General features: G+C 64.2%; 13 protein-coding genes. 2 read left to right on the top strand and 11 right to left on the bottom strand.

What is annotated here, in order from left to right; genetic code table 11:
• Position 1: 1 nt before the first annotated feature.
• The 4 genes from HUW10_RS01575 to HUW10_RS01560 are packed head-to-tail and all read right to left on the bottom strand — an operon-like array spanning position 2 to position 4,435.
• Positions 2-1,267, bottom strand: coding sequence for a hypothetical protein (locus HUW10_RS01575; protein WP_174501913.1), 1,266 nt, complete (start codon positions 1,265-1,267; stop codon positions 2-4).
• Between the two features lie 14 nt (positions 1,268-1,281).
• Entirely contained in the window at positions 1,282-2,625 is a 1,344-nt protein-coding gene (locus HUW10_RS01570) for a hypothetical protein (RefSeq protein ID WP_174501912.1), read from the bottom strand.
• Positions 2,622-3,695, bottom strand: a complete 1,074-nt coding sequence (locus tag HUW10_RS01565) for a DotH/IcmK family type IV secretion protein (protein WP_174501911.1) — start codon at positions 3,693-3,695, stop codon at positions 2,622-2,624. The genes HUW10_RS01570 and HUW10_RS01565 overlap by 4 nt, the downstream gene beginning before the upstream one ends.
• Positions 3,692-4,435, bottom strand: a complete 744-nt coding sequence (locus HUW10_RS01560; protein ID WP_174501910.1) for a DotI/IcmL/TraM family protein — start codon at positions 4,433-4,435, stop codon at positions 3,692-3,694. The genes HUW10_RS01565 and HUW10_RS01560 overlap by 4 nt, the downstream gene beginning before the upstream one ends.
• Positions 4,436-4,650: 215 nt before the next feature.
• Between HUW10_RS01560 and HUW10_RS01555 the strand changes: the two genes are divergently transcribed.
• Entirely contained in the window at positions 4,651-5,166 is a 516-nt protein-coding gene (locus HUW10_RS01555; protein ID WP_174501909.1) for a hypothetical protein, read from the top strand.
• Between the two features lie 92 nt (positions 5,167-5,258).
• Here HUW10_RS01555 and HUW10_RS01550 read toward each other — a convergent pair whose 3' ends face one another.
• From HUW10_RS01550 to HUW10_RS01540, 3 genes are all read right to left on the bottom strand, one after another.
• Entirely contained in the window at positions 5,259-6,638 is a 1,380-nt protein-coding gene (locus HUW10_RS01550; protein ID WP_174501908.1) for a thioredoxin fold domain-containing protein, read from the bottom strand.
• A 73-nt stretch (positions 6,639-6,711) separates the two neighbouring features.
• The gene (locus HUW10_RS01545) at positions 6,712-10,560 is read right to left on the bottom strand and encodes a strawberry notch-like NTP hydrolase domain-containing protein (protein ID WP_174501907.1); all 3,849 of its coding nucleotides are present in this window, start codon (positions 10,558-10,560) and stop codon (positions 6,712-6,714) included.
• A 53-nt stretch (positions 10,561-10,613) separates the two neighbouring features.
• Positions 10,614-11,975, bottom strand: coding sequence for a hypothetical protein (locus HUW10_RS01540; protein ID WP_174501906.1), 1,362 nt, complete (start codon positions 11,973-11,975; stop codon positions 10,614-10,616).
• Positions 11,976-12,136: 161 nt separating this feature from the next.
• Here HUW10_RS01540 and HUW10_RS18240 point away from each other — a divergent pair, with 161 nt between their 5' ends.
• Positions 12,137-12,763, top strand: a complete 627-nt coding sequence (locus HUW10_RS18240) for a hypothetical protein (protein ID WP_217425388.1) — start codon at positions 12,137-12,139, stop codon at positions 12,761-12,763.
• 2 nt (positions 12,764-12,765) lie between these two features.
• Here the strand turns inward: HUW10_RS18240 and HUW10_RS01530 are convergent, their stop codons facing one another.
• The 4 genes from HUW10_RS01530 to HUW10_RS01515 form a co-directional block, all read right to left on the bottom strand.
• Positions 12,766-13,242, bottom strand: coding sequence for a hypothetical protein (locus tag HUW10_RS01530; RefSeq protein ID WP_174501904.1), 477 nt, complete (start codon positions 13,240-13,242; stop codon positions 12,766-12,768).
• Positions 13,239-15,182 carry a type IIA DNA topoisomerase subunit B gene (locus HUW10_RS01525; protein ID WP_174501903.1) on the bottom strand — a complete coding sequence of 648 codons (1,944 nt, stop codon included), beginning with the start codon at positions 15,180-15,182 and terminating at the stop codon, positions 13,239-13,241. The genes HUW10_RS01530 and HUW10_RS01525 overlap by 4 nt, the downstream gene beginning before the upstream one ends.
• Positions 15,183-15,260: 78 nt before the next feature.
• Positions 15,261-15,467: a hypothetical protein gene (locus HUW10_RS01520; protein WP_174501902.1), complete on the bottom strand. Its 207-nt coding sequence runs from the start codon at positions 15,465-15,467 to the stop codon at positions 15,261-15,263.
• Between the two features lie 88 nt (positions 15,468-15,555).
• Positions 15,556-15,816: a hypothetical protein gene (locus HUW10_RS01515; protein ID WP_174501901.1), complete on the bottom strand. Its 261-nt coding sequence runs from the start codon at positions 15,814-15,816 to the stop codon at positions 15,556-15,558.
• Positions 15,817-15,824 lie beyond the last annotated feature (8 nt).

Here is a 15,824-nt window from a genome sequence, read left to right as displayed (position 1 = left end):
ACTATCCGCCAAGCCGCGGGAGAATGCGGCCTTCGCTGGTGAACAGCTGGTAGGAGGACACGCCTGCCGGTGTCCTGTAGGGGACAACGTGGCCGACCACCCCCAACCCTTTGACGGACTGGCCTGGGCGCACGAATTCACGTCGGCCACCCGGGGCCTCGACCTGGTCTGTCGTCCGCGAGACCATTGTCAGGCTCCAGCCGGTGAGGACGCGGTTGGGGTCTACATGGTGCGGAGCCAGATGGTCTTCCGCGCCATGGTCCCTCCGCGTCGAGGTGGTGGCTGCATGGTGGATGTACTTTTTCGACATGGCCTTGGCTACAGCGTGCTCCGGCTTCGCCGCGGTCGCCTTTTCGGCGGTCATGACAGCCTGTTGCTTGACCAGAGTGGCCTGGAGAGTCGTGATCTCTCCGGACATTTTCGTGATATCCGCCTGCGCGGCTCCAAGCTTGGTCTCGAGATCATTGATCTCCTTCGCTTGGGCTGCCTGAGCATTCTTCTCCGCGGCGGCCGTTGCGCTGGTCGACTTGAGAAGGGCCTTCAGCATGGCACCCTGGTCGTCGATCGCCTTCAGTAGTGCCGGGGGCGGCGCTCCCGGATGGGCCATACCGGCAATGGCCGGCGCATTCTGCCGGATACCGGGAAGGCTGGCTGGCGAGTGGACTGCGGGCGCGGTGTTGGATCCGGTCGCCGTCTTGGGGAGGGAGGTCGAGGCGTGGCCAAACGTCCCCACTGCGCCGGCGCCTGCCGCCTGCGGCATGATCGGCGCGCTCATCGATCCACCCAGCTCGATGGGAGCCGCGGTGCTGGGCCGGGTTGGCAGGGAGGCGTCTGCGGCGTGAGATGCGGGCATTTGGGACTCGGCCAGGCGATGGGCCGGAACGAAGTGCCGCTCATGCGTCTGCTGATAGTACTGGTAGCCAAAGAACGCGATCAATAGGGCAACACCGCAGCCTGCAACCGTGATCACCTTGCTCCCGCGAGACCGACGAGGCGCCGGTGCGACCTCCTGGTCTGGCCCCTCACCGATCTCGTCGTAGCCGCCATCCTCGCCGCCAAGGCCGTCATCACCGTCGCCTCCATCGAAATGGGCATGCGGCTGATCGGCACCTGCTGGTCCTGAACCGGGGTCGCCGGGAGCATGGTCGGCGTCCTGACCGTGCTCCCGGCCAAAGTCGGCTTCGTGCCCCTGAGGGTGGTGTTGCCCGTCTGCGCCGTCTGTCTCGCTCCAGCCGAGATCATCCGTCGTGTGTTCGTCGAGTGGCATATCTCAGTCCTTCCTTAATTGCTGCCAACGAACAGCAGGGTGCATGGGGTCCCCGGGGCGACCTTTATCGTTGTCGGCTGATTGCCGTAGATCTGTTGGAACAGTGTGCCGGCCGTGCCGGCCGCAGATCCGGCGGCCGAGGCCAGTTGATCCGTCGTGCTGAGTGCGGGGTTAGTGACCGCGATCGCGCCGGTGGGGTTGATTACAGTGCTGGCGCCGCTGTTCGCGATCAGCTGCCCGAAATTGCTCAGCAGCGAGGTCGTAAACGCAACCGCCAGCTGCTCGGCGAGGTGATGGTTCACAGAGGTCGCCACGTCAGTCGTCCCCGTGCTCGGGCTTATCGCCCAGGCGCTGATGGAGACTGTCTGGGTGGTGAGCTGTCCATCGGCATTCCGGTATGGAACCGTCATGCTGGTGAAGCGGATAGCCGCACCGTCACGGGTTGTCTCTGCCTGTCCGAGTAGACGGGCGCCGGTCAACGGCCCCTGTTCGATCACACCGGTCACCGGGCCCGGTGCGTCAGAGTCCATGCCGTCAAGAACGGCCGCGAGACGGGTTCCAGGTGCTGGCGCGCTATACGGGCCGGCGGGTCGCGCGGGTGTGGTCGATGCAGGAGTGGCCCTAGCGGCTTGCTGGGCGCCCCCTGATGCCGTTCCGGTGTAGGCCCGGCTCGGATAGCCCCCTGCCTGACCGGTTGCACCTTTGGTTTCGCTGTTCGAGGAGAACCTGACCTCCTTAATCGGGCCGCCGGACATCGCGCTGTTGAGCGCCTCCATCTCCTTCACCATCGCCTGAACCCGGTTCGGATTGACGTTGACGATGCTGGGAGCCGTGTGGACCACCTGGGATGTGCCCATGCTTGACTGCTGCGCCGGAGCGGCGGGCAGGATTGGCGTTGCGGGCGTGGCTGGCGCGGCCGGCGTCTCATCCGGAGCGGGCGATGTCGGTGCGCCTGGCGACGATGAGGTGACCGGGGACGAGGCAACGATCGTCGGAAGCGCGGAACCACCAGTCTGCGCCGCCTTCGCAGCGCGCTGGGCGTCCTGCTGCTCAAGCATCTGCCGATAGGCGGGGGTGGGCGCTTTCGTTCCCTGAATGTAGGTCGTCTGCGGCGCCGGCGCCGTCGTGCTGTGGACTCGGGTGCCGCCGGTGGCCTCATAGATGAAGTAGATCCCGGCGCAGACCCCGAGGCCGATCACGAGCATCAGCAGGCGCTTGTCCGAGGCGCCCCGGATGCCGCGCAGCATGTAGGCCCGGCGGCTGGTCTTCCCCGTCAGCCGCTCGTCGGGCGCCGCGGTCAGGCCCTCGTCGTGAACATCCTCACCGAGTCCGTCCTGATCATTTTCGGGGGTGCTCATTGCTTGGGCTCCAGTGTCACGATGGAAGTATGGCCGTCGGACGAGGCAAGCACGGCCGGAGTGGGTGCTATCTCGTAGACGTGGACGCCGTAGACGCTGTTCTGAATGTGCGTGGTGGTGTTCTGGTCCGAGGAGTTGTCGGTGTTGGTCCCGATCAGCGTCATGCGGGTGCGGACGTAATAGGTGCCGTTCAGAGACCATGCCTGCACCGCCGGCGAACTGGTCGTCAGGGCCTGGGCGTTGCCCGGCGGGACGCCGTCGACGAAGGATTGCAGCACCGCGTCATTCGTGGGTGCGAGGCTGCTCACCGGAACGGCGGCGGCCTGGGCATTCGGCCCCAAGCGAGCAACGGTGACGTTGACCCCAAAGTCAACCTTTCGCCCACCGGTGGTCAGGTTGAAGGTCAGCGGAACCGGAAGGCCCTTGAGTGTCACGACGAGGTTGTTGGCCTCGGCGTGTGCCTGGTTCGCCGAAATCACGACGATGTTCGTGCTGGCGCCCTTGCCGCTGATGTCGTTGTCGATCGTGTATTTCGACTTGTCCACATAAGCCGAGGTGACGGGCCAGGGCGCACCCGTCTCGTCGGCGAAGGTGATCGCCGTCGCGTTGCCGGGGTAGAGGTGAATCATCGGCGCGGGCGCGCCCGGCACAAGGCTCATCATGATCGAACGGTTTCCGGCCTTGGGCGGCGGTCCGACCGTCGCGGCCTTGGCGCGCGCCACGGCGTCGAGCATCTGCTTGTAGTGGGTGATCTCGCTTGGAGGCATCAGCGTCGGTGCTGCTGCCGCGGCGGCAGCAGCGAAATTCGCGCCGGTCACCCCAGGCGGCAGGGGCGGTGCCGGCCGACCATTCGATGTCTGAGGCTGCTCGCTTGGGTCCTGCACAAGCATCGCTGGTGGAGCGATCGGATCCGCCGCTTGCGGCGGCGCGTAGAAATCCGGGCTGGCGACCGGCGCGCCAGTCGGGCCAAGCGCGACAGGCTGGGCAGGGAGCTGAGCGCCGACGGCAATCTGAGCCATCGAGAGGACGATCGCCGGCGCGACGGCGAGAATGATCAGACGGCGGCTCATGCCCCTTGCCCCTTGAAGTTGATCGACTGGATCGCAACGCCAGACGGGTGCTTGTAGACTTCGGTCCTGACGACGGTGACCTGATAGGTGATGTTCTGCGGTGTTTCGCCCGTGAGCCCCTGATAGGTAACCACCATCGGGACCTGGAAGATCCACTCGTAATGGCCGTGCGCCACGCCGGCCTGGATGATCACTGGGGCGCCCGTCATCGTCGCCGAGACAATCACGTGCTGGGACTTGATGTAGTCCCACGTGCCGCTCTTGATCATCGCGTTATTGTATGAATCCCACCCCGGGAGTGTAAAATCCTTCCGTGCGACAGCCGAAAGCTGCTGTTTGTAGTTCGCGGAATCGTAGGTATTGACCGCGATCATCGCCTGGGCGACCCATGCCGAGAGCGCCGCCTGACTGAGCATCGGATGGCTCAGGCCGATGATCGGCGTGATTCGGTTCTCCTCGTCGACGGCAAAATACGTGTGCTGAGGCGGCCGGATCGCCAGAAGCCCGGCAATCAGCGCCAGAAACACGATCGCACCGGTCTTCAGAAGATCGTTGCGGCGCCGTGACACGGCCTCCGCCCGCCGGTTGGCATTTCGAATCATCAGCGCTGCGTGCAGGAACTCGTCATCCCGCATCATCGACGGAACGTCGCCGGGGGGCGACGCCTGCTTTGATGCGGCAGCGGGGCGCGCCGGTGGCGCGGCTGGTGTGCGGGAGCTCTCGGGCCGTTTCAGCTTCATGAGCCCATCATACAAAATGAACCGCATAATATGAAACTCTTTTTCTTGCGTCGTCCTACTAAAAGCGGTTATTTTGGGGATCGGAAATTATATAGCTGGTACGAGCAATGCGGATGGTTATGCGGGCGAAGGCTACGGTAGATAACCGGTTCACCTGGACCGAAGAATCCAACGGACGCCTCGACAGCCTCTGGCATGCCGGAGCTCCGATCAATGTGATCGCGCTCCTTCTCGACAAGTCCCCCTCTCTGGTGCAGACGCGCGCCTCCCGCGCCGGCCTGCCGGTTCGTCCGATCCCTGAATTCGCGAAGCGGCATCGCGCGCGCTGGACGGATGAGGATGTGGCTGCACTCGGCGCGCTGGCCGTAATCAACGAGCGAGGCCCCAATTTCAGGGAGACCGAGGCTTTTGCTCGCCGCGTCGAACGGACTATCGATGCCATCGTCGCGCGTCTTTTCGAGGGGTACGGGCAGCAGCGCCTCGGCCGGCTGGTCGACGACTATCGCTCCGGCAACACTCTATCGAGCAGCCTTGTGGAGCGGCTGAAGGCGGCCGGGCTCAAGTTGGACGCGGATGGCAACAACAAGACCTGCAACAGGTGCCGCCGGCGCTTCATCTCGCCCGATGTCAAGCGGATCTGGCGCTGCGGGAGCTGCAAGAGGGATCTCGAGGGCATGACCGACTCCGACACCGACGCGGATTTCTTCTGCGACGCTGGTATCTTCGACTGACCGGCGGAATTCGACCAAACAAAAACCCCGCCAGCTGTTTTGCAGGCGGGGTTTTTGTTTGGCTGGGCGGCAGCCACCGGTATGAGGCGGGCCTATTTGATGAGCGGCCTCAAGAATGCCGTCACCGAGCGCGGCCCCTGCGCGGCATGAAATCTCCCAGCCTTGTCGGTGTAGGCAAAATACGGGGTCGCGGTGATGTGCAGCTTGCCGACCGCTGCCATGTTGTCGGACAGCCATGTTGCGGCCTTGTGGAACTGGCTGCTGCCGACCGGCGGCGGTGCGGGGATGTCCCCAAGGTTCGCCGAGCTGCCCCATCCGCGGAGCCACGCGATCCCGGGGTTTGGCTGGCTCATGATCGCGAGATTGTACTTCTCCGAGCTCTGGACTCGGTCAACCAGCACCACGTGGACGTTGATCTTGCCGGCGAGAACCAGCGGCTTCAGGTCCTCCCAGTCGGCGTGGCAGTACGGGCACTGCGGATCGGAGAACATCCACACGACCGGGGCATTCGGGTTTCCGACAGGAAAGCTCGCCGTATATGGGATCACCGCTTCGAACTGTGCCTTTGTAACGCCGGGAGTTGTCGCGGCATGCTGGCTGGATGGCGGTGGCGGCGGGGTGACCGGGGCTTCCGTCGGTACCGGTACTGCCGACGGTTCTGCGGCGGGAGCTTGCGCGGTGGAGGCGGGGTTTACCGCCTGAGCCGAACCCCGCGGCACATATTTATCCGGGCTCCCGGTGCCGCCATTGCCGCCCTTGAGGAACGAGCGGAAGACGACCTGGTGTTCGGCCACCTGCGCGGCGGTGAGGTTCCGGCCATCGACGCCGAACATCATCCCGATGACGACATCATTGCCGTTCGGCGTCGGATAACAGAATTCCATCCCGCCATTCGAGCTGGTCACGGCATAAGATGGCGTTCCGCCGTCTCCGCCGAGGTAGAGAGACCGGACACCCGGCTGGCTTACGATGTGATGCATCACCGGGATGGTGTCGGGATCCTTGCCGTCCATCACCATCGCAGGGTGAGCAGCGGACGGTGTCGGATCGATCTGGGCGCCGTCGGCCGCTTCCATGAAGCGCTTTTTCATGGCGCCGAGCTGCCGCATTGATACATTGTGCCCGGCCGCGTCGAACATCACCCCTGCCACGACATCCACGCCGTTCGGCCAGACATAGAAGGTCTGAATGCGTCCAGTAGGCGACACGCCGAGATAGGCGACCACGCCGCCGGTGGATCCGAGGTAGACCGGCCTGACCCCTTCCTGGACGATGTATTTCAGGGCCATCGGATAGCCGTTGGCCCGTGAGGCCGCAGATTTCAGGCTGCCACTGGCGGCCGATCCAGTTCCCGGCAGTGCCCTGCTCGGGAGCGCGCTCCCAAAGTCGAACCCGCCGCCCTGAGTGCTGGCCCAAGCCGGAAGGCTGGCAAGGAGGGTGGCTGCAAGGCCGAGAGTGATCGATCGACGCATGGCGGGATTCCGTTTGAGTGGCCCTGCAAGAATACGAAAACGGAATACAAAGTCAAGAGAAACCCGCATCACCTCAGGGGCTGGGCGCTATGAGTGCCGGCCTGTTCGGAACGCGGCGCGGGGTGTCGCGGGCAGGGTCGTGGCGTGGACCCTCGCGATAGGCCGCCGGGGCGAAGAACGGAACGCCGGCGGTGATCATGGTGCCGATGCCGGCTATAGCGACTTCCTCATTGGGGAAACGGATTATGGTACCGTTGTTCCTGGTTTCCATGCGGGCCAGCCGCGCAAGGGTGGGGATCAGCCACAGACTCCTCTCGCTAAGCGCGCTCAGGGTCGCGAGCTTATCCGCAAAGCAATCGTGATACTGGATCCTCAGCCCGCCGGAGGTCTCTTCGTCAGTGATCCGGGTCGTCAGGTCATAGCCGGACCGCAGCGCATCCCAAGCCATTTCGCCCGAGGCGATGCGGACCGAAATGCCCGGCGCCTCCTGATGCAGATGCCGCGGCACCACAATTCCGTGCGACCAGCTCACCTTGCCCTCCCGCTGCAGCTGGAACGTGGCGCGCGTGCCGCCCCCCAGCCTGATCGATCCGAGGACCTCGTCGATCGGATCGCCAGAGATGATAATGCGACGGACCTTCGTCTCGCGCTGGACCGCCTGGTCAAACTGGGCGGCAAGGGCAGAGATGTCTCCGTCGAGACGGACAGGCCCATAGCGCTCGGGGGAGCGGATCATCCTCTCGAGCGTCACATGACGGACATCCTCGTCGCCCGGAGCGACATAGAAGACGCGGTAAGCCCTTGCGTTGCAGGGCGCAGTCGGGTCTCGCAACGTGATCCCGACGAGGATCGAGTAGACCGGGCGGCCGCCCTCACCGGGCACCACCACCGGCATGCCGGGCTGCATGTCGATGACACGCAGCATTGCGTCGAACTGTACCTTCATCGCCTTCACGACATTGGGCATGGGCGACCTGAGCGCGGCACCCGCGCTCTCAAACCGGTTTTGCAGGGCCGTCTGGCGGAGCAGTTCGCGGGCCTTGTTCTCCAGGGCCTGGCGCATTGCCGGCGCCGGTGTCTGCTGAGGGCGCAAGCTGTGCAGGATCGCACGAAGCCGGGTTGAGTCGATCGGGGGGCGGGCGCGTTGGCTTTCGATCTCCACAAGTCGGAGAGGGGGGCCGTCGCCCTGCGGCTGGTCGAGTAGCCTCGATGAGGTCTCGGTCCAGACGCCCTCGAGTATCGAAGGTTCGCGCGGGAAGGCGGTCAGGACCTCTTCACGACGCTCGATGAGAGAGTCGAACACCTGGCGCTGGCGAGCATACGGCAGAAGGCGAAGCCGGCGGAGCACGCCGAGAATGGTGCCATACTCGCGACCATCCCCCTGGAACACCCCGTCATCGCTTTCCTCAACTTCTTCGTCGTCGACACCGATCATCAGATCGCGCCGGTAGAGAGGGTGATCGGCAAGGAAGTTGGTCGCGGCGACCTCGCCGGCATGGTCGATCGGATCTTCCATCTCCTGCAGCATGCGCAGTGTTTCCGAGCTACCCGAGACCACCGCCGAGACCTCGGCAATCTTCCGCCCCTGGCTGACGATCGCGTAGATGTCGCCCGGCGCCGAGCTGCAAAGCATTGAGTATTCGGGTTCGGAGCGGCTGCCGCGGCGCCCGATACGTCCCCACATCTGAACGCGCTCGACCACATTCGGGGTCGGCCAAATCTCCTGCATATGACGTACACCCGGCTCCCGGTTCGTGATCGCGTCATGCGCGGACAGCCCGACCGAGCCGGCACGCGTCAGCAGCAGCTGGTCGATATAGCTGTCGCCCCCGTGGTTGAAGCCGTAGATCACGCTATCGCGTGGCGTTCCTACGAAAGGCACGACCGATCCGTCGGATGCAAGGGAGAGAGTCCGCCCGGAGATCTCGCCGACCCGCCACGGCCGTGCGATTCGCCCGGTCTCGCACAGCCGCTGCCCCTCTTCCTCGATCGCGCGAGCAAGATAGTCGAGCGGCGAGATTGGGAGAGGTGGGAAATCCCGCAACATCTCCTTGAGCTCGCCGATCAGGGTTTGGATCTCCGGAGAGTCGGCGAAGATGTGCTGTTCCACCTTCTGGACCTTGTAGGATATGCGGCGGAGGCGATACGCCGCGATCATTATGAGGTCGCGGATGTCCGGCATGGCGGCGATCTCTATGCCAGGCATCAATTCGGGGTCGGCACGGACATCGCGGATAAGCGCGAGCATGGATTCCTGGGTGGAGTCGATCACGCCGAGATACTTCTTGCCCTCCAGGGTGATCCGGATCGCCTCGCGCCGCGCCGCATCCAGCAGGACCGACAGGGAGAATTGCCCATTCAGGGCAGCGAAAGTCGAGCCAAAATTGCTGGGCGCCGCATTCCCGTATGGTTCCGGCGGCAGGGCGGCGGAGATCCCCTTCGAGGCCCGCCAGATACGGGCAAGCCGGTTCACGATCGCGGAGAAGCGATCCTCGATCTCGTCCACCACGGCGATGCCGACCAGGTCACGGACATCCGTCGCCCGCATCACCATGTTGCTCATGTCGTGCTCGCGACGGATCAAACGACCGATACGGGCGGCGCGGGTGGCACTGGCTTCACCCAGAGCAGCACGGGCCGGCCTGCTGAGGCGACCAAGAGAAAAGCCGCAAATGCCGCTCAGGATGTTGAGCCACGGCATCGCATCACTATAGGTTGCCATCTCCTCGACGCCGCGAGCATAGGTGGCCGAGGAATTTATGACCGCGCGAGCGGCTTTTTTAATTTCCCTGACGTTGGTTCCAATATTGGAATTTTTCACCGCATTATGCGCTTCATCGGAGATGACGATCGAATTTCGCGCGAGGGCGGTCAGTAATTTCGATTTATCCGAGTTGGCCCGGTTCAGCTGCGAATATGTCGCCATAATACAGGAATATCCGTCAGGCCATTCCGGATTTTCCTGGGCGAGAAGCTCTTTCAGCAATTTCGGGCTGTGCTTGTGGAGAATAATCGGATTTCCATCGGAGTCGCGCTCTCTCATGTGCACGATCCGACCATTATTCCCGAAATTCACAATTATCTGCGGACCGAAGACATCCTCGGCACCGATATCGCAGACGTCACGCCAGAAGTCGGAGAACAAATTCGCTTTTTCTGTCAGGAAAATGATATTCCTGCCTTGGAGCAGCATAGCCTTGCCCACAGCGGCAAGCGTTCGGCCTTTCCCGTACCCGGTCACGTCGGCGACTATGATTTCGGCTCCGCTGAGCAGGCCACTGATTGCCAGCGCCACTGCATCGATTTGCTCCGCGGTCAGGATCTCCTCCAGGCGATCATGGTCGATCTGGAGCGCCTCGCAGACATAATCGTCGATAGGGCCGTGTTTCCGGATGAATTCGGCGATCGCCTCATGCACGGCTTCAGACAGGGAGCTGGGGACCAACGCGCCGGTCGAAGGCTTCGAGGAGCCCGGCCGGTAGGGAACCTGGTAGACAACCCGGTGGTCTTCGCCCGCGGCGGCGGGCGGCTGGCTGATCGTTGCTTGACGTGTTCCGGATGGGGGAGGGGCTGCCGGCAACGATGAAGCGCTCGGCGATGGCTTCGGGGGTACGCCCGGGTCGCCGCCAAAATCGATCTGCAGACCCGGGGGCGGGGCTGGCACGTCAGGGGTCGGGGCCGGGCCCGCGACGTCCGGCGCGGGAGAGGGCGATGCCGCCCCCGCAGCGACTGCCGATCCGGCGGTCATTGGTGCGGATGGCGTTGGCGCTGTAAGCGCGGAGTCTTGCGGAGAAGAAGGCGTCACTGGCTCCGATTCTGCCACGTCGTCGAGGCCAAAAGAAAGGGAGAGCCCCAGGTCACCTTGATGATCTGGGGCTCTCATGTCGTCCAGGGCCTCTGAGTTGACGTTTTCGATGCTCATTCCGCCAGGACCTCCCCCCGCCGATCAGGCGGGGGATGTTGCCGTTTTGAAGATCAGAAGGGAATCGCCCCCACATCCGGCGCGGCCGGACCGGACGCCTGCGGCGCGGTCGCCGAAGCATCGTTCCGGGTAGTGGCGGAGTGCTTTTCCATATACAGCTTGGCAAGCGCCGCGTTCGACTCCGCCATCAGCCGGACCGCCTCGGCATGCTCCGGCGTGATGTTCTTCGTCGGCAGGTCGTAGATCGAGTAGACCAGCGGGTAGGCTTTCGGCGAGCCGATGATCTTCAGAGAGTAGGCGTTGTCGTCGGGGAACCGGTTGGGCGCGGCGTAGCCGTTGAAGAAGCCGTAGCCGAACTCGCTGACGTCTTCGGCCGAGCTGCCTTCGAAGAGCTGCGACGTGCGCGAGAGATCCGGACGCTTGCGGTTGGCGCCTTCCTCGCCGCCACCCGGGATCAGATCCTGCGCCACCATCGCACTGAGGCCGGGCACGAATTCCACCTGATAGTTGGGCACCTTGCCCTCAACGATGTCGAGCAGGGTCGGCGCGCCTTCGACCGGCTTCTCGGCCTTCATCTCCTCGAGCACGGCTGCCAGCGCCTCTTCGGCGGTCTGCTGGCGATAGACGCCGTCATCACCCTTCTTGTCGAGGATGATGGAGGTGATGCCGTTGCGCGAGAGCGGATTTACCGCGGCGCCTTCGGTCAGGTCGCGAGCGATGATCGCGACAGCGTGCGAACCAGGCACCGGCGACTTCATGAAAGCTTCGAGGATCGAGCGTAGGCTCGCCAGGTGGCTCCCCGCTTCGTCGGCCTTCAGAAGGGCCGCGTTGTTCACGAGCATGATAGTCGCCCGCTGACGCGGGCCGGATGCCGGCGGGCGGGCCTGGTAGGACGGGCCCACCATGATCATCTGGTCGATGATCGGCACCACTTTCGGTCGCAGCTTCACCTGTTCGCCAGTCTCGGCGTTCGTCTTGACCTCATCCGTGAGGTGCTCGACCGGGGCGAACCCGTGCGCGCCGCGGAAACTCCACTTGCCGTCCTCGTTCGGCCAGCAGGTGTCGAACTCGGCGATGCTGCCGGGAGCAAGGGCCGGGCCGGAGCCGCGAACCTTGGTCATGTCGACGACGCCGCGAGGGGTCATCGGGCGGCCCTGGTCGTCGCGCTTCGCCTTGGTCAAGTCGACCGGGCGGGAGTAGGCGAGGATCTCGGTTCCCTTGGCGACCTCTTCGCCGCCGCGGCCGGTCAGCGCCATGAGGAGCTGGAGCCTTACCGTCGGCTGCGGTTCGTCCTTGAGGTTGTAGCCAAGAACCTTGGCAATGATCTTCTGCGGGGGAACGCCGGAACCAGAGCGGACAAAGTTACCCTTGCGCCCGCCGCGCGAGACGAAAGCCGGAGGAGAAGTGGTATTCATGTGTGCGTGTCCTACACGATGGGTTTGCAAGAAATTTGGCTTACATTCCCGACCCTATCCGGAAGACATGTAAGCAACAGATACCCGTCAAGATGGAATCTGAAAAAAGTTTGTATGCTGGACCTTGTTTTCATATAGTCGGAAGAGTGATGGAGATCTCCATGAAAATTCGGCTCCTGCGCAGGCATGTCACCACAGCCAGCGCCGCTCTCCTGGCCTTTCAGCTCGCAACGCCGACAGCCTCGGCACAGGCTCAATCCCCGATGATGCCCGTCTATCCGAGCACTTCGCCCACCTTCCAGCCGAACTTTGGCGGACCAGCCGGCAACCTCGCTCGCGGGTACATCCTGCCGGCGCCACCGGCGACTGGGCAGCCGCGGGACGGAAAGCCACAGCGGAATGGAGTGCAGCCGACAGCGGCCGACCGCGCACCAGCGGCCTCCGACAAGAACGGGAGCAAGACCGGCGCGCCTGCAGCGCATGCGGCGGCAGAATTGGCGATCGGCGCCACGATTGGCGGACGCGCCACAGCCTTGTCGGGCAACATGATTGCCGTCCAGGGCGAGGTTCTGACCCTCGCTGGTGTGACGGCGCCACCTGCCGGAATGATCTGCCATGGAGGCGACGGCACGCCGTGGGCCTGCGGAGATGCGGCTCGCCACGTACTTTCCGAGGTTCTGGCGAGCGGCCCCGTCAGGTGCCGTATAGTCGGTCTCGGGCGCGAGCCCTACGCCGAGTGCAGCATCATGGGTCAGTCCGTGAACCGGGCGATCGTCGGGCGCACCTGACCTCACGCCGCGCTCTCCTGCGCGCTGGACCGCCTCATAGCCAGCACGAGCGTCAGAATGGCCATGGCGATCCAGGTGATCACGCTGGCGAGCATCCGCCCCTGCCATAGTGCGGCATCGGTTGCTCCGCGGGCGGTCGCGATCACCGCGTGGTACATCGCCCAGGCGGCCACGAGAGCTGCAACCCAGCAGATCCAGACCCATGCCGGCGAATGACCGGCATCGCGGAGCCGGCGAACCGTGAGCGTGGTCAGTGGCACTGCGGCGAGCGCGATGAGCAGGACGGCGACTTCATGCGCCGGATGAAAGCCCGAACCAAGTGTAGAGGCCGACTGCGTCGCAAGACATGCTGCGTAGACAACCGCATAGACCGTGAGGCCCCGCAGGAAGACGGGGCGCGGCGTGCGACCACCGAGCTTCAGCGCATCGCGCGCGATCAAGGTGAGGGCAGGGCGGAAGCCATAGAAGTCCGATGTCACAGGTCGACGTCCCGGACTGAGGCGGCATTCTCCTGGATCAGGCGGAACCGGGCTTCAGGCGCTCGCCCCATCAGCCGCTCGACCATGTCGCGGGCCTCGGGCTCGCCGTCCGGCGGGATTTCGACACGCAACAAGGTCCGCCGCGCCGGGTTCATGGTGGTCTCCTTGAGGGTAGCCGGCGGCATCTCCCCGAGCCCCTTGAACCGGCTGATCTCCAGCTTGGCATTCGGCATCTTCTGGCGCGCGGCGGCGAGGGCCGCTTTCAGCTTCGCATCGTCCGCGAGATAGACCGACCGGCTCTGGTGGGTCAGCCGGTAGAGGGGCGGCTGCGCGAGATAGAGACGCCCGGTGCGAATGACCCCCGGCATCTCACGGAAAAACAGTGTCATCAGGAGGGTCGCGATATGCGAGCCATCCACATCGGCGTCGGTCATGATGATGATCCGGCCATAGCGGAGGCGCGAGATGTCGAAATGTCGCCCCGAACCACACCCGAGAGCCTCGATCAGGTCACGGACCTCCTGGTTTGCCTTCAGCTTCTCCTCGGACGCGGAGGCCACGTTCAGGATCTTGCCGCGCAGAGGCAGGATCGCTTGGGTCAACCGGTCGCGGGCCTGCTTGGCTGAACCGCCGGCCGAATCGCCCTCGACGAGGAACAGCTCTGTGGAGGCGGCGTCGCTGGAGCTGCAGTCAGCCAGCTTGCCGGGCAGCCGCAGGCGCCGGGTCGCCGTCTTGCGGTCAACGGTGACTTTCGCGGCGGCGCGCGCCTCGGCCCGCTCGATCAGCGCCGTCAGCAGTGCTGTGGCCTGTCGCGGGTCGGCCGCGAAATAGTGGTCGACCTGGTCGCGCATCGCCTGCTCGACCTGGCGGGCGACGTCCGGGTTGGTGAGCTTCTCCTTGGTCTGCCCCTGGAACTGGGGCTCGCCGATGAAGAGCGACAGCTTGACCCGGATCATGTCGTCCAGGTCGTCCATCGTGATGAGCTTGGTCTTGCGGTTCTGCGTCTTGTCGCCCCAGAGACGGAACGCCTTGATCAGCGCCGCGCGGAAGCCGGCCTCGTGAACGCCGCCCAGAGGGGTGGAGATCGTGTTGCAGAAGCTCGTGACACCGGACTGCCCGCTGCGAAGCCAGGCGAGGGCCCACTCGATGCGCTCCTCTTCCGCCATGTCGGCGCTGCCGGCCCAGACCGGGGCGGCAATGTCGGGCTCCTTGCCGATATCGCGCTCCAGTGCGTCGGAAAGCCCGCCCGGGAAGTGGATCTCATCCTCCGATGGCGCCCCGTCCGCCTCGATCTCGGTCTGCCAGGCGATCTGAACAACCGGCACGAGATACGCCTTTGCCTCGCACATGCGGTACAGCCGGGCCGGGTCGAAGGCGATGTCGCCGAAGATATCCGGGTCGGGGTGGAATGTGATGGATGTTCCGGTCTCCTTCGAGCGGGCACCGCGTGCCAGCGGTGCGTCGGGCACGCCACGGCGATAGGTCTGCATCCAGATATGGCCGCTCCGGCGGATCTCGAGATCGAGGCGGTCGGAGAGCGCGTTCACCACGGAAAGGCCGACACCGTGCAGGCCGCCCGAGGTCTTGTAGTTCTTCTTCGAGAACTTGCCGCCGGCATGGAGGACGGTCAGCACGACCTCGGCCGCGCTCCGGTCGGGATAGCGGGAATGGGGGTCCACCGGGATGCCGCGCCCGTCGTCACGGACCGTCAGGGACCCGTCGGCGTTGAGCTTTACCGAGATCCGGGAGGCGTGGCGCGCCACCACCTCGTCAATCGCGTTGTCGATGATCTCGCTGAACATGTGGTGGAGGGCGGTCGCATCTGTGCCGCCGATGTACATGCCCGGGCGGCGGCGGACCGGCTCCAGGCCCTCAAGGACATCGATATCGTCCGCCGAGTAGTTTTCCTTGACGGGGCTCCGGGCGGCACTCGCTGGCATCGGGTCATCCTGATGATTGCTGACAAGCTGCAACAATATACAGAATAGACAACAAAATCAAGTTAAAACATAAGAATCCTACATACGGCCGCGCGGTTCGGTGCCGTCATCCAGGACCCGGCGGGGGCGGCTGGCGGCCGGTGCGGCGCCGGTCAGTCTTGCGAGCAAGTCCCGGCAAAACAGGCTCCAGAGCCGCTCCGCGGGCACGTGCTCCCAACGGGTCAGGACGGCGAACTGGCTGTCCTCCTGCTGGGCTGGCGCGGTGTTGTCGCGGGCATTGGTCATCTGTCTCGTCTCTGGCTGGTGGTCACTCGCCAGAATATAAGAAAAATGTGTAAGTAACTGAATTCACGACGCTCTGACCGGATCGTTATCAGCCGACCCGTGCCCTTGCAGGTCTGACCGACTGGATGGCCACCAGAACGTCCTGAAGGTAGATTATGACGTCGAGCGGAGCGCCAGTCCTGCGCCAGCGACCGATCATATTACGATGGACGCCGACATGGGCGGCCGCTGCGGTGTCCGTCCAGCCGATTGCGTCGATCAGTACGCCGATCTCCGGCGAATAGGACGCCTTCGAGATGACGGTCTCGCCAGCAGGAATACCTAGAAAACCAGTCGTTTTTTCTTCCATTACCATAT

Source organism: Acidiphilium sp. C61, from assembly GCF_905116885.1.
In the GTDB taxonomy this organism is placed as follows: Bacteria; Pseudomonadota; Alphaproteobacteria; order Acetobacterales; family Acetobacteraceae; genus Acidiphilium.
Note: the sequence above shows the minus strand (reverse complement) of the source record. Positions and strands in the feature narration are given on the sequence as shown.